Origin of the sequence: Halomonas caseinilytica, from assembly GCF_001662305.1 — a bacterium.
GTDB lineage: Bacteria > Pseudomonadota > Gammaproteobacteria > Pseudomonadales > Halomonadaceae > Halomonas > Halomonas caseinilytica.
On record NZ_BDEP01000002.1, the window covers coordinates 138,964 to 153,163 of the forward strand.

Annotated in this window: 16 protein-coding genes; 6 read left to right on the forward strand and 10 right to left on the reverse strand. The window is 63.6% G+C overall.

What is annotated here, in order from left to right; genetic code table 11:
* The first annotated feature begins 169 nt into the window (after positions 1-169).
* From A9O65_RS01285 to A9O65_RS01310, 6 genes are read left to right on the forward strand one after another with little or no spacing between them, the layout of a single operon-like run.
* Positions 170-2,986: a monovalent cation/H+ antiporter subunit A gene (locus A9O65_RS01285; protein ID WP_064701130.1), complete on the forward strand. Its 2,817-nt coding sequence runs from the start codon at positions 170-172 to the stop codon at positions 2,984-2,986.
* The gene (locus tag A9O65_RS01290) at positions 2,986-3,333 is read left to right on the forward strand and encodes a Na+/H+ antiporter subunit C (protein WP_064699173.1); all 348 of its coding nucleotides are present in this window, start codon (positions 2,986-2,988) and stop codon (positions 3,331-3,333) included. The genes A9O65_RS01285 and A9O65_RS01290 overlap by 1 nt, the downstream gene beginning before the upstream one ends.
* A complete protein-coding gene (locus A9O65_RS01295) occupies positions 3,330-4,841 on the forward strand; it encodes a monovalent cation/H+ antiporter subunit D (RefSeq protein ID WP_064699172.1) in 1,512 nt (503 codons plus the stop codon). Before A9O65_RS01290 ends, A9O65_RS01295 begins: the two co-directional genes overlap by 4 nt.
* The gene (locus A9O65_RS01300; protein ID WP_064699171.1) at positions 4,838-5,335 is read left to right on the forward strand and encodes a Na+/H+ antiporter subunit E; all 498 of its coding nucleotides are present in this window, start codon (positions 4,838-4,840) and stop codon (positions 5,333-5,335) included. Before A9O65_RS01295 ends, A9O65_RS01300 begins: the two co-directional genes overlap by 4 nt.
* Positions 5,329-5,598: a K+/H+ antiporter subunit F gene (locus A9O65_RS01305; protein WP_064699170.1), complete on the forward strand. Its 270-nt coding sequence runs from the start codon at positions 5,329-5,331 to the stop codon at positions 5,596-5,598. Before A9O65_RS01300 ends, A9O65_RS01305 begins: the two co-directional genes overlap by 7 nt.
* 14 nt (positions 5,599-5,612) lie before the next feature.
* Complete coding sequence (locus A9O65_RS01310) at positions 5,613-6,008, forward strand: Na+/H+ antiporter subunit G (RefSeq protein WP_170825749.1); 396 nt, start codon at positions 5,613-5,615, stop codon at positions 6,006-6,008.
* A gap of 34 nt (positions 6,009-6,042) precedes the next feature.
* Here A9O65_RS01310 and hemH read toward each other — a convergent pair whose 3' ends face one another.
* The 10 genes from hemH to A9O65_RS01360 form a co-directional block, all read right to left on the reverse strand.
* Positions 6,043-7,098, reverse strand: coding sequence for a ferrochelatase (gene hemH / locus A9O65_RS01315; protein ID WP_064701131.1), 1,056 nt, complete (start codon positions 7,096-7,098; stop codon positions 6,043-6,045).
* Positions 7,099-7,400: 302 nt separating this feature from the next.
* Positions 7,401-7,703, reverse strand: a complete 303-nt coding sequence (locus A9O65_RS01320) for a DUF6482 family protein (protein ID WP_064699168.1) — start codon at positions 7,701-7,703, stop codon at positions 7,401-7,403.
* 118 nt (positions 7,704-7,821) lie between these two features.
* Entirely contained in the window at positions 7,822-8,115 is a 294-nt protein-coding gene (locus A9O65_RS01325) for a hypothetical protein (RefSeq protein ID WP_064699167.1), read from the reverse strand.
* A 70-nt stretch (positions 8,116-8,185) separates the two neighbouring features.
* The gene (gene dnaB / locus A9O65_RS01330; RefSeq protein ID WP_064699166.1) at positions 8,186-9,577 is read right to left on the reverse strand and encodes a replicative DNA helicase; all 1,392 of its coding nucleotides are present in this window, start codon (positions 9,575-9,577) and stop codon (positions 8,186-8,188) included.
* 152 nt (positions 9,578-9,729) lie between these two features.
* Positions 9,730-10,176: a 50S ribosomal protein L9 gene (gene rplI / locus A9O65_RS01335; RefSeq protein WP_064699165.1), complete on the reverse strand. Its 447-nt coding sequence runs from the start codon at positions 10,174-10,176 to the stop codon at positions 9,730-9,732.
* Positions 10,177-10,191: 15 nt separating this feature from the next.
* A complete protein-coding gene (locus A9O65_RS01340) occupies positions 10,192-11,043 on the reverse strand; it encodes a hypothetical protein (protein ID WP_064699164.1) in 852 nt (283 codons plus the stop codon).
* A gap of 12 nt (positions 11,044-11,055) precedes the next feature.
* Positions 11,056-11,283 (reverse strand): 30S ribosomal protein S18, encoded by a 228-nt coding sequence (gene rpsR / locus A9O65_RS01345; RefSeq protein WP_013333281.1) that lies wholly within the window; start codon positions 11,281-11,283, stop codon positions 11,056-11,058.
* Between the two features lie 33 nt (positions 11,284-11,316).
* Positions 11,317-11,688: a 30S ribosomal protein S6 gene (rpsF, locus tag A9O65_RS01350; RefSeq protein ID WP_013333282.1), complete on the reverse strand. Its 372-nt coding sequence runs from the start codon at positions 11,686-11,688 to the stop codon at positions 11,317-11,319.
* A 214-nt stretch (positions 11,689-11,902) separates the two neighbouring features.
* The gene (msrB, locus tag A9O65_RS01355) at positions 11,903-12,400 is read right to left on the reverse strand and encodes a peptide-methionine (R)-S-oxide reductase MsrB (RefSeq protein ID WP_064699163.1); all 498 of its coding nucleotides are present in this window, start codon (positions 12,398-12,400) and stop codon (positions 11,903-11,905) included.
* 132 nt (positions 12,401-12,532) lie between these two features.
* Positions 12,533-14,113, reverse strand: coding sequence for a phosphoenolpyruvate carboxykinase (locus A9O65_RS01360; protein ID WP_064699162.1), 1,581 nt, complete (start codon positions 14,111-14,113; stop codon positions 12,533-12,535).
* Positions 14,114-14,200: the final 87 nt, after the last annotated feature.

The following is a 14,200-nucleotide window of genomic DNA, read 5'->3' on the forward strand; positions in this document are numbered from 1 at the left end:
TGCCAGAGAAGGGGGCGTGACGCGTCCATTTTGCGTTAGAGTAGTGGCCAAATGCCATTGATGGGCCTGTTCACCCAGGGACGGACGCGCCACTCAGCGCTTGTCGTCGATCCCTCCTGCGGTGGGACAGTACCCTTGGCCTAACGCAAACGCGCAGGATGACCAATCGATGACATTGCTCTGGATCGCATTGCTCCCTCTTGTCGGAGTACTGGTGCCGGCATTCGGCGCTCGCCTCGAACGCCCTCTCTGCTCACTGGTCACTGCAGTATTGCCGACCACGGCTCTACTGCTGACCCTGGCACAGCTCCCCGCCCTGCTCGACGGCGAGACCTTGCGTTTTGCCGTGGATTGGGTGCCCTCCCTGGGCCTGGAACTCGCCTTCCGGCTCGACGGCTTGTCGGTGCTCTTCAACCTGCTGATCCTGGGCATTGGCCTGCTGATCCTGCTTTATGCCCATTACTACCTGGCCCCCGAGGAGCCCTACGGGCGCTTCTACGCCTATTTGATCCTGTTCATGTCATCCATGGTCGGGATCGCCATGGCCGACAACCTGCTGCTGCTGTGGATGTTCTGGGAACTCACCAGCCTGTCGTCCTTCCTGCTGATCGGGTTCTGGTCGCATCGCAGTGACGCCCGCAAGGGCGCACGCATGGCACTGGCGGTCACCGGCGCCGGAGGCCTGGCGCTGCTGGCCGGGCTGCTGCTGCTCGGCGACATGATCGGCAGCTTCGACATGAACCAGGTGCTGGCCAGTGGCGACGTCATCCTGGCCGATGAGCGCTACCCGCTGGCACTTGGCCTGGTATTGCTCGGGGCCTTCGCCAAGTCAGCCCAGTTCCCCTTCCATTTCTGGCTGCCTCACGCCATGGCCGCGCCCACACCGGTCTCGGCCTACCTGCACTCCGCCACCATGGTCAAGGCAGGGATTCTGCTGATGGCCCGCCTCCACCCGGCCATCGCCGGTGGTGAGCTCTGGACCCTGGTCGTGACGCTGGTTGGCATGACGACCCTGCTCTACGGCGCCTGGTTCGCGCTGATGAAGACCGATCTCAAGGGCATCCTGGCATTTTCCACGGTCAGCCACCTGGGCCTGATCACAGCCCTGCTGGGAATCGGCACGCCCATGGCGGTACTAGCCGCGCTGTTTCACATCCTCAATCACGCTACCTTCAAGGCAGCGTTGTTCATGAGCGCGGGCATCATCGATCACGAGACCGGTACCCGCGACCTTTCACGACTCGGCGGCCTGCGTAGGGCCATGCCGATCACCGCGTTGCTGACCTCGATCCTCGCGGCAGCCATGGCGGGCGTCCCCCTGCTCAACGGCTTCATCTCCAAGGAGATGTTCTTCACCAGCGCCGCCGGCACCGACATGCTCGGCGGCATCAGCTGGCTGCTGCCGGTACTGGCCACACTGGGCGGTATCCTGTCGGTCGCCTACTCGCTGCGCCTGGTGCATGCGGTCTTCTTCAAGCCCGCTCGCGAGGCACCGCCCAAGTCGCCTCACGAACCCCCTCGCCTGATGCGAGCGCCGGTCGAATTGCTGGCGGTGCTCTGCATCCTGGTGGGGCTGCTTCCCTCGCCACTGGCCGGCGGCCTGCTCGACCTGGCCACCCGAGCGGTACTCGGCGAGCCCATGGAATTCCATCTGGCCATCTGGCATGGCGTCAATCTGCCGCTGCTGATGAGTCTGATCGCCCTGGCCGCCGGGGTCGGCACCTATCTGGGGCACCGCCACCTGCAGCGCTTCCTCAAGGGCTTCAAGCCAGTGGATGCACGCCTGGTGTTCGAGGGCTCGGTGCAATGCGTCGGCCGCTACGCCGAAGCCTGGCTCGGGCGCTTCGACAACGCTTCCCTGCAACGCTACATGAGCCTGCTGCTGCTCACCGCCGTGGTGCTGGCCGGCCTCGGGTTGTTCATGATGCCGAACCTGGCTGGTGACCAGCCCCGCGGCGAAATCGACGGTGTGCTACTGACCGGCGCCATCTTGCTGATGTTCAGTGGCATCGCCACGGTGGCCACCCATCGCTATCGCCTGATTTCACTGCTGATGCTGTCGATGGTGGGCCTGCTGGTCTCGTTGACCTTTGCCCGTTTCTCCGCCCCGGACCTGGCCCTGACCCAGCTCTCGGTGGAAGTGGTGACCATGATCCTGCTGATGCTGGCGCTGTTCTTCCTGCCCCAGAAAACGCCTCGTGAATCCTCGATGCCGCGCAATCTTCGCGACAGCGCGCTGGCCATGGCACTCGGCATGGTCATCGCCAGCCTCAACTACGCTGTCCTGACCCGGGACAATGCCAGCATCGCCGGTTTCTTCATCGACAACAGCGTTCCCGGCGGCGGTGGTCACAACGTGGTCAACGTCATCCTGGTCGACTTCCGTGGCTTCGATACCTTGGGCGAGATCACCGTGCTGGCCATCGCCGGACTGGCGATCCTGAAGCTGCTCAATCGTCTGCGCCTGTTCATGCCACACAGCGATTCCGAGGGCCGGCTCTGGTCTCCCGATCGTTATCCGATGATCCTGACCACCATCTCCCAGGCGCTGCTGCCCCTGGCCCTGCTGGTGTCCGCCTTCATCTTCCTGCGCGGGCACAATCTCCCGGGAGGCGGTTTCATCGCCGGCCTCATCACGGCCGTGGCCCTGATCCTTCTCTACATGGCCCGGGGCGTGGAGTGGGCGCAGGCGCGCCTGGACTTCCAGTACCAGCCCGTGGCCATCGCCGGGGTCGGTCTGGCCACCCTGACCGGTCTCGGCAGCTGGCTGTTCGGCCATCCCTTCCTGACATCGTCCTTCGGCCACTTCCATCTGCCGGTGATCGGTGACTTCGAACTGGCCACGGCCATGATCTTCGACCTCGGCGTCTACCTGGCCGTGGTCGGAGCGACCCTGATGATCCTGGCCAACCTCGGCAAGCTGACGACACCGCACCGGCCGAGCAAGGAAAGCAACATCGCGCCCCCCAGCGAGGAGACGAGCTGATGGAAAGCCTCTATGCCATCACCACCGGCGTGCTCAGCGCCTGTGGCCTTTACCTGACACTACGGGGCAGAACCTTCCCCGTGGTGGTCGGCCTGACCCTGCTGTCCTATGCCGTCAATCTCTTCCTGTTCTCCATGGGCGGACTGACGACCGATGGCGCCGTCGTCGTCAACGGTGACGGCGATTACGCCGATCCGCTGCCCCAGGCACTGGTGTTGACCGCCATCGTCATCGGCTTCGCCATGACGGCCTTTGCGGTCATCCTGGCCATGCGCGCCCGGGGCGACATGGGCAACGACCATGTCGATGGTCGCAAGCATGAGGATCGAGAGGAGACGCGTCGGTGATACAGCATTTGATCGTCCTGCCCGTCGTCCTGCCGCTCGTCATGGGCGTCGTACTGCTGCGCTCGCGCTTCGGCAGCACGCGCTTCAAGCGCATCGCGAGCGTCGCCGCCACCCTGGCACTCGCCGCCATCTCCCTGGCCCTGCTGCTGCGGGCCGCCGACGGCGAGATTGCCTACTACGCCCTCGGTGGCTGGCAGCCGCCCTTCGGCATCGTGCTGGTGCTGGATCGACTCTCGGCCCTGATGGTGATGCTCACCTCGGTTCTCGCGATCGGTTGCGTGATCTTCGCCTGCGGCGGTGACGACGAGAAAGGCAGCAACTTCCACGGACTCTTCCAGCTCCAGCTGATGGGGATCAACGGCGCTTTCCTGACCGGCGACCTGTTCAACCTCTTCGTCTTCTTCGAGGTGCTGCTGCTGGCTTCCTACGCCCTGCTGCTGCATGGTGGAGGCAAATCGCGGATACAGTCGGCCGTGCACTATGTGGTGCTCAACCTGGCCGGCTCGGCGCTGTTCCTGATCGCCGTGGGCGTGCTCTATGGCGCCACCGGCACCCTCAACATGGCCGACATGGCCGCACGCCTGGGCGAGCTTCCCGCCGAGCGCAACGGGCTGGTCACCGCCGGCGCCCTGCTGCTGCTGGTGGTCTTCGGCCTGAAAGCCGCCATCCTGCCGCTCTACTTCTGGCTGCCACGTGCCTATGCCGCCGCCCCGGCACCGGTGGCGGCGCTATTCGCCATCATGACCAAGGTCGGCGTCTACGCCATCCTGCGGGTCTATTCTCTGGTGTTCGGCGAGCAGGCCGGCGAGCTCGCTGCCCTCGAGCAGCCCTGGGTGTGGTGGATGGCACTCGCCACCCTGGTGGCCGCCACCATCGGCGTGCTGGCCGCGAGAGATCTTCGCCTGCTGGTCGCCTATCTCGTCCTGGTCTCTGCCGGCACCCTGCTGGCCGGGGTCGGCATGAATACGCCCGAGGCCACCGCCTCGCTGCTCTACTACCTGGTGCACACGACCCTGGTCACCGGCGGCCTGTTCCTGCTGGCGGAAATGATCGCCCAGCAGCGCGGCAAGGCCGGCACACGCATCGTCAAGGGCCGCCCCCTGACCCAGGGCGGCGCCCTGGCGGGGCTCTTCTTCCTCGGCGCCGCGGCCATGGCCGGCCTGCCGCCACTTTCCGGTGCCATCGGCAAGGCGCTGCTGCTGCATGCCGCCGATGCCGGGCAGCGCCCCTGGCTCTGGCCCATTCTGCTGATCAGTGGCCTGTGCGCCATCATCGCTCTTTCTCGGGCGGGATCGACGCTGTTCTGGCGTAGCCATGAAGGCGAACGAGGCGGCGAGCCGCTGCCCCGCCAACAATGGATCGGCGTGAGCCTGCTGCTTGCCACCTCGCCGCTGCTGGTAGCCCTGGCCGGACCGATCAGCGACTATACCCAAGCCACCGCTGCTCAGTTGGCCGATCCCGGCGCCCTGGTGAGCGCGTTACTGTCCGACAATGGAGGCGCCCCATGATCAAGCCCCGCCGCTGGCTCCCCATTCCCCTGCTGTCGCTGCTGCTGCTGGCCGTCTGGCTGCTGATGGTGCGCAGCCTATCACCGGGCCAGATCCTGCTGGGCAGCGTCCTGGCGATCGTCATCCCCCTGTATACCTATCGCTTCTGGGATGTTCAGCCAAGCGTACGCCGCCCCGGGCTGTTGCTACGCTTCGTGCTGCGCGTGCTGGGCGACATCATCGTCGCCAACTTCCATGTCGCCTGGCTGATCGTCAATCCCTGGCGGCGCACGCGCCCGCACTTCGTGGAATATCCGCTGATGCTGCAGGAGCGCTTCACCATCACGCTGCTGGCCAACACCATCAGCCTGACGCCGGGGACGGTATCGGCCAACCTGCGCATGGATGGCAAATCCCTGCTGATCCACGCGCTGGACGTTGCAGATGACGAAGCGCTCATCGAGCAAATCCGTGAGCGCTACGAGCGGCCGCTCAAGGAGATCTACGAATGCTAGATATCGCGCTGAAGATCAGCCTGGCCCTGGTGTTGATCGCCATCTTGCTCAATACCTACCGCCTCTCGGTCGGGCCCGACATGCCGGACCGCATCCTGGCGCTGGACACCATGTACGTGAACTCCATCGCGCTGATCGTGCTGATGGGGCTGTGGCTCAATACCAAGACCTACTTCGAGGCCGCGCTGCTGATCGCCATGCTCGGTTTCATCAGTACCGTGGCCGTGTGCAAGTATCTGCTACGCGGCGACATCATCGAATAGAAGGAGCACATCACATGTCGATCTATGTGATCCTGGAAGGCGTGATATCACTCTTTCTGATCGCCGGCGGCGCCTTCATCTTCATCGGCTCGCTGGGCATGACTCACCTGCGGGACTTCTACATGCGCCTGCACGGGCCGACCAAGGCCACTACCATGGGGATCGGCTGCATCCTGGTCGCCTCGATGCTCTACTTCGGCGTCATCGACAACTACCCCGTGATTCAGGAACTGCTGATCGCCTTGTTCCTCTTCATCACGGCCCCCGTCAGTGCGCACCTGCTGGCCAAGACGGGCCTGCACCAGCAGCTCAAGCGCGTTGACAAGACGCAGGGTCAGCCGGCCGAACTACGTGACGAGGAAGTCGGGAAGAAACCGGTGCCGCATCATCCGGACGCGGGACACGACTAAGGGGCCATGATGGCCCCTTAAGGAGCGTCGGCGCTCATAGCCAGCCGGCGAGTTCGCGCTCGACGATGGCCGTCAGCGCCTGAATGTGGTCGTCACGAGCATTGAGGCATGGCACATAGGTAAAGGTCTCGCCGCCGGCATCGAGAAAGGCGCCGCGAATCTCTTCCTCGATTTCCTCCAGAGTCTCCACGCAATCGGCGGAGAACGCCGGCGACACCACCGCGATATGCCGGACGCCCTGCCTGGCGAGCTCGGCGACATGCTCCACGGTAGCCGGCCCCACCCACTCTTCAGGCCCGAACTTCGACTGGAAGGTGGTGACGATGGCGTCGTCATCCAGCCCCAGCTGTTCCTGCAACAGCCTCGTGGTCTTGCGACAATGACAGTAATAGGGGTCGCCTTCGTCGAGAAATCGCTTGGGAACGCCATGATAGGAGGCCACCAGCACCTCCGGGCGGGACGTGGCGGCGGCATAGGCCTCGCGCACCGAAGCACTCAGAGCCTCGAGATAGGCCGGATGATCGAAGTAGGCCGGCACGGTCCGGATGGCCGGCTGCCACTTGAGCTTCATCAAGGCCCGGAAGGCCTGGTCGTTGGCCGTCGCGGTCGTCGGCGAACCGTACTGCGGGTACAGCGGGAAAAACACGATTCGCTCGCACCCTTGGGCCTGCAACCGCTTCAGGACGCTTTCGGTCGAAGGATTACCGTAGCGCATGCAGAATGCCACCTCGAGCCTATCCCCATAGAGACGTCCGAGTTCGGTCGCGAGCTTGTCAGTCTGTTCGCGGGTGATGGTCAGCAAGGGGCTCTCGTCCCTTTCCCGGTTCCAGATGCCACGGTAGGCCTTGCCAGAGGCGAAGGGACGACGGCTGAGGATCACCAGTTGCAGCAGCGGTTGCCATAGCCAGGGCGAGTAGTCGACGACACGGCGATCGGAGAGAAATTCGCTGAGGTAACGCCGTACCGACCAGTAGTCGGTCGCATCCGGCGTGCCAAGATTGGCCAGAACCACGCCGACCTTGCCCCCCTTGAGTTCGGGATGCCCCTCAGGTGTCCGGGACAAGGATGCCGTTTCCTCGGGGTGTGCCATGTCGAAGTCTCCTGCGGTGCGGGGCCATGGGAGCACAAGGATACCATTGGCACGGCGACTGGCGGAATAGAGTTATACTATCAACTCAATTTGTACAAGAATTGTAGCGATTACTGACCGAGGCGAGCGAACCGGAACGTGCCGTCACCCACACGCGCGGCTCCGCCGTGGCCCGATTCTCGAAGGCCCGACGGTCGTTGTGTCGATCGATGAGGTGTATGGCGGGAGGAAAGATCGGCTCGCCAACGTCGGAGCCGAAAGAGGTGATATCAGGGTGAATGATGGCAGTCGATGGTGGCCGTTCAGAAGACCAGCGGCATGCGCGCGTTCAGCGGATCCCGATAACGGGCCCGGTGACCGATCATCTCGTCTTCGGGCACCTGTTCCACCAGATAGGCCCGGTTTACACCGGCGCGCTTGAGTTCCAGGTAGACGTCGTCCAGCGAGCGAAACAGCATGGGCTTGCCGGTAGAGGTCAGCATGTGGCGCTGCCCTTCCACGTCTTCGAGTTCCACCTGGTAGAACCGATTGCCCGCATGGCCGATCACGCGGATTTCGAAATTGTCGTGCTGAGCCACGAAGGCCCTGAGGTCATTGAGGTCCATGAATCCCTCCATCCGGGAGTCGACTAGGGTAGATCGGCTCCAGCCTGGAGATGTCACGTGACACCTGGATGACCGATCCGTGTCGCTCCTGTGACCGATGGCGAGACCTTGGGTTCCCTTACTGGTATTCCGAGGGATCGATGGCCTTGCCCAGGGAGTTGCGATCGACCCATTTGCCGGCCTTGGTTTCCTTGTAGCGCAGCACTACTCGATCACCGACCTCGACGGGCAACTCGGCATCCTCGGTCTGATAGCTGTAATGCTCGCCATCCACCACCAGTTGATAGCGGTACAGATCGGGCATCCCCAGCCATTCCTTGAAAGGCCCTTCCCGCTCCACCGATTGCAACTCGCCACGCGCCTCGAGCTTCGGGGCACGGCGACGGTTGCCGCGCCGAAATCCGCCTGCCATGGTCTTCCTCCAGTATGCTGTTGGGGGGTCGGATTATACGGGGCTCGCTGCTCGGCTCAAGCATTGCGCCTCACTCGCCGAACCCGCCGCCTCCATAGCTGTCGGGGGCGAGATCCTCGAAGCGCGTGTACTTGCCGATGAAGGCCATGTGCACCGTACCGATGGGACCGTTACGCTGCTTGCCGATGATGACCTCGGCCAGCCCCTGATTGTCGGGGTTATCGGGATTGTAGACTTCATCACGATAGACGAAGCCGATGATGTCGGCATCCTGCTCGATGGCGCCCGACTCGCGCAGGTCCGACATGACCGGGCGCTTGTTGGGACGCTGCTCCAGGGAGCGGTTGAGCTGGGAGAGCGCCACCACCGGGCAGCCGAACTCCTTGGCAAGGCCCTTGAGCGAGCGCGATATCTCCGAGATCTCCCCGGTACGGTTCTCGGAGAATCCGGGAATCTGCATCAGCTGCAGGTAGTCGATCATGATCAGGGCGAGATTACCGTGCTCCCGCACCACTCGCCGGACGCGCGAACGCATCTCGTTGGGCGACAGGGCCGCCGTATCGTCGATGAACAGCTGCTTGTCCTTGAGCAGGTTCACTGCCGAGGTAAGCCGCGGCCAGTCCTCGTCTTCCAGCTGGCCGGTACGTACCCGCGTCTGGTCGATGCGCCCGAGCGACGACAGCATCCTCAGCATCAACGCCTCCGCCGGCATCTCCATGGAAAACACCATCACCGGCTTGTCGCTGGAGATCACCGCATGTTCGACCAGGTTCATGGCAAAGGTGGTCTTGCCCATCGAAGGGCGTCCGGCAATGATCACCAGATCGGAAGGCTGCAGACCGGACGTCATGTCGTCGAGATCACGGAAGCCGGTGGACAGCCCCGTCATCTCACCCTGCATGTTGAACAGCTCATCGATGCGGTCCACGGCCTTGGCCAGCAGATCGCTCATGCCGATGGGGCCACCGGACTTGGGCCGCTCCTCACTGATCTGGAAGACCAGCCGCTCGGCCTCGTTGACGAGCTCGTCGGCAGGACGCCCCTGGGGCGCGAAGGCGCTCTCCGCCACCTGATTGGCGGCGCGGATCAGCTTGCGCAGGGTGGCCCGCTCGCGAACGATGTCGGCATAGGCGCGGATGTTGCTGGCCGACGGCGTGTTGCGGGCCAGTTCCGCCAGGTAGGCCAAGCCGCCCACGGTGTCCAGCTGGTCGCGCCCTTCCAGTGCCTCCGACATCGTCACCACGTCCATGGGGCGAGCCTCCTCGGCAAGCTGGCCCATGACGTTGAAGATCAGGCGATGCTCGTAGCGGTAGAAGTCATCCGCCACGAGCCGGTCGGCCACATTGTCCCAGGCGAGGTTATCGAGCATCAGACCGCCGAGTACCGACTGCTCGGCCTCCAGCGAGTGAGGCGGCACCTTGAGCGCCGCGGTTTCCTTGTCGAGCTCGAGGGGTTCATTCATGACGGCGAGGCCCTTGACGAAATCGGCGCCACCATTCTACCCGAAGGGGAAAGACGACCCCATGCCTCGGTGGTGGCACACAGGCAATCAAAAAAGGGCGCGAGGTTAGCCCTCGCGCCCCTGGACATCCGCGTGGACATCGCTGATCGGGCTTATTCGCCCACGACCACCACGCGCACGGTGGCGTCGACTTCGGCATGCAGGTGCAGGTCGATGTCGTATTCGCCGGTCTGGCGAATCGGCCCCTGCGGCATGCGAACTTCGCTCTTGGCCACTTCGATACCGGCAGAGGAGATCGCCTCGGCCAGATCACGCGGACCAATGGAACCGAACAGCTTGCCTTCGTCACCGCTCTTGGCAACCAGCGACAATTCGATGTCGTTGAGTTGTTCGGCGCGAGCCTCGGCCTCGGCCTTGCGCTCGGCCGCTTCGGCCTCGAGCTCGGCGCGCTGGGCCTCGAAGGCCTCGATGTTTTCCTTGGTGGCCGGCACGGCAAGGCCGTAGGGCACCAGGTAATTACGGCCATAGCCAGGCTTGACGTTGACCTGGTCACCCAGACCGCCCAGCTTGCCAATCTTGTCGAGCAGAATGACTTCCATCTCGTTAACCTCTTGTCAGTTGCCGTGGCCGAGGCGTGCGCGGAAATCCACGAACGAATCCAGCAAGGCCACGAGCAGCACGATGAGAATCATGGGCCAGGTGAAGATCAGCAGGACATAGAAGATGCCCAGCCACACCCCATGCATTCCCTTCAATCCAATAAAACCATGTACCAGCGCGATGCCGGCCACCAGCAGCGGAACCCAGACCAGCATGCCCAGACCGGGCAGGTTGAGCACTACGCCAGCCAGGCCGATCCCGAACAGCACCAGCAGCTCACGAGGCGCCAGCCGCAGGGCATGGAATTCCTCGCGGAAGCCGCCGGGATTATAGAGCCCGGCCTGCCAACCTCTGGCCAGCGCCAGGCACCCTACCGACACCAGCAGCACCACCAGGCCGGTGACACCGCCGATCAATAGATTGGCGAGTTGCCTGGTGTCCACGCCCTGCCCCGCCAGATCGTCGAGCATCGTCGCGATCTCCGGTGCGCCCTGGCGCAGTTGCTCCAGCAGGGGCTCGACCCCGCCAGGCGGCAGGAAGATCCCCAACTGGATCATCAGCGCCCCTCCCAGGGCACCGATGACAAGCGCTTCGCTCCAGCGCATCCGGGCACGCAGCACTACTGCCATCAGGGTCACCAGCAGGACGCTGGACAGGGGAATGACATCCCCCTGGCTCCACCACCACCCTGCGGGCAGGGCGGCGGCCACGATCACCGGCAAGGCCGACGACAGCCCCCTGCGCAGTGTGACCAGCGCCGCGATGGCAGCCCCCAGCCAGAAAAGCCAGGGAACCAGGGTGCTGACGGCCGCCCCGATCGTCGCCTGGGGCAAGCCCTGCATCAGCCATCGAGCGACAGGCAGCATCGTGACGGTGGCTTACTGGTGGCTATCGGTGTAAGGCAGCAGCGCCAGGTAGCGTGCCCGCTTGATGGCGGTGGACAGCTGACGCTGGTAGCGAGCCTTGGTGCCGGTGATACGGCTGGGAACGATCTTGCCGGTCTCGGTGACGTAGGCCTTGAGCGTGTCCAGATCCTTGTAGTCGATCTGCTTCACGCCTTCGGCGGTGAAACGGCAAAACTTGCGGCGACGGAAAAAGCGTGCCATGTGAAGACTCCTTCAAACGTGCGACGGTTGGGCTCAGGCGGACTCGGCGGTGCGCGGCTTTTCGTCGCGACGCGCGCGCTTGTCCTCGGCCGGCTTCATCATCGGTGAAGCTTCGGTGATGGCTTCCTTGCAGCGCACCACCAGGCTGCGAATGATGGCATCGTTGAAACGGAAGATGTTCTCGATTTCCTCGAGCGTCTCGCCGCTGCATTCGACGTTCATCAGCACGTAGTGAGCCTTGTGGATCTTGTTGATCGGGTAGGCCATGTGGCGGCGCCCCCAATCCTCGAGACGGTGCACGGTTCCGCCGTTCTCGGTGACGATGCCGGTATAACGCTCGACCATCGCCGGGACCTGCTCGCTCTGGTCCGGGTGGACCATGAAGACGATCTCGTAATGACGCATGGATTCTCCTTGCGGTTTGGCAGCTTCCGGTGGAGGCGTTGAGCACCCCAGGGGAAGCAAGGAGGTGGTTCTCGGAATATACGTTGCCCGCTCGCTGGACGAACGGGCGCAAGTATTCTATAGAGTGCGCGGGGTGTACGCAAGCTGCAGGCAAGCGCTCACTCCCGCCTCCGCGGCCACACGACGCTCGAGGCGCGAGCCTCGCCACGCACGTCTAGGCCGGCACAAAGGTCAGGGCCAGCCCGTTGTTGCACCAGCGCAGTCCCGTGGGCTCGGGGCCATCCTCGAAGACATGCCCCTGATGACCGCCGCAACGGGCACAGTGATATTCGGTACGCGGTATCAACAGGACAAAGTCCAGCTCAGTGAGCAGGTGACCCTGGATGTGAGTGAAGAAGCTCGGCCAGCCCGTGCCGGAGTCATATTTCATGCCGCTTTCGAACAATGGCAGGTCACAACCGGCGCAATGATAGACGCCTTTCCGGGTTTCCTGATCCAGCGGGCTGGAAAAGGCCGGCTCCGTCCCCGCTTCCCGCAGTATCTCGAACTGTTCATCGGTGAGCTTCTCCCGCCACTCGGCCTCGGTGAGCTCGAGCGTCTCGAGGCCCGGCGCCGGGGAGAGATCCAGTTTGGGGCGAGCACTGGCAAGGCCGGGAGCCAGGCCGGCCAGGCCACCGAGCCCCAACAGACCGAGAAAATGACGACGTTGCATGGCACGACTCCTTTTCCAGGACGTGATCCGCGAGGGCCCGCTGCCCCAGGTGCGATGAAAAAAGCGGAGAGGAATGCCCCTCTCCGCTTTCGACTCTCCGCAAGCAGCGGTGTTCAGTGTCGCCCTCGGAACTCAGTCGAGGCTGGGACCGGCCTTGATGATGGCCTCGCTGACGCCGTCGAACTTCTTGAAGTTATCGACGAACTTGGACACCAGCTCCTTGAGATGGCGATCATAGGACTCCCGGTCAGCCCAGGTCTCGCGCGGGTCGAGCAGGCGGGTCTCAACGCCCGGCACGGCCGTCGGCACCTCCAGATTGAGGCCTTCGATGCGCTTGGTTTCGATATCGCGCAGCACCCCGGACTGAATGGCATGAATGATGGCGCGCGTGGTGGGGATGGAAAAACGCGCCCCACCCTCACCGTAGGCACCGCCGGTCCAGCCGGTGTTGACCAGATAGACCTGGGCATCCTTCTCGGCCACGCGCTTGATCAGCAGGTCGGCGTATTCCCGGGCCGGGCGCGGGAAGAACGGCGCCCCGAAGCAGGTGGAGAAGGTGGCCGCCAGCCCCTCGGAGGAGCCCATCTCGGTAGAGCCCACCTTGGCCGTATAGCCCGACAGGAAATGATAGGCCGCCGCTTCCTTGGAGAGCACGGAAACCGGCGGCAGCACGCCACTCATGTCACAGGTCAAAAAGACAATGGCGTTGGGTTCGCCGGCTCGATTCTCGGCCACACGCTTCTCGACGTGTTCGAGCGGATACGCGGCACGCGAGTTCTGGGTCAGGCTGTCGTCGGCATAATCCGGCTGGCGACGATCATCGAGGACCACGTTCTCGAGCACGGTGCCGAACTGGATGGCATTCCAGATTACCGGCTCGTTCTTCTCGGAGAGATCGATGCACTTGGCATAGCATCCCCCTTCGATATTGAAGACGGTCCCCACACCCCAGCCGTGCTCGTCGTCGCCGATCAGGAAACGCGACGGGTCGGCGGACAGGGTGGTCTTGCCGGTTCCGGAAAGCCCGAAGAACAAGGTGGTCTCGCCATCCTCGCCGACATTGGCACTGCAATGCATCGGCAGCACATCGGAGGCCGGCAGCAGGAAGTTCTGTACCGAGAACATAGCCTTTTTCATCTCGCCGGCATAACGCATGCCCGCGATCAGCACCCGGCGCGCGGCGAAGTTGATGATCACGCAGCCTTCGGAATTGGTGCCATCACGCGCCGGCTCGCACTCGAAGAAAGGCGCATTGAGAATGGTCCACTCGTCCTTGGCCGAGGGGTTGTACGGCTCGGGACGCACGAACATGGTGCGGCCGAACAGGTTGTGCCAGGCCGTCTCGGTGGTCACGCGAACCGGCAGGTAGTGGACCGGGTCGCTGCCCACGTGCAACTCGGAGACATAGTGCTCGCTGGCACCCAGATAGGCCTCGACACGCTCCCAGAGGGCATCGAACCTGTTGGCATCGAAGGGTTGGTTGACACTGCCCCAGTCGATCTGGCCGCTGGTGGACGGCTCCTCGACGATGAAACGATCCTTGGGCGAGCGGCCGGTACGTTGACCGGTATTCACCACCAGTGCGCCATTGGCCGCCAGACGGCCTTCGCCATTGGCCACGGCACGCTCGATCAACTCGGCGCTGCTGAGGTTGACGTGGGCGGTGGCGGACTGCGCACTGGCAGCCTGTGGAACGGCTTGAGTCGTGGTCATGTCGGTTCCTGGGCCTTGCGGCCAATTCTCTCTCGTTTGCCGGGCGTCCTTGACGCGTGTCTGCCCATCCCTCGAACGCCGCATGCG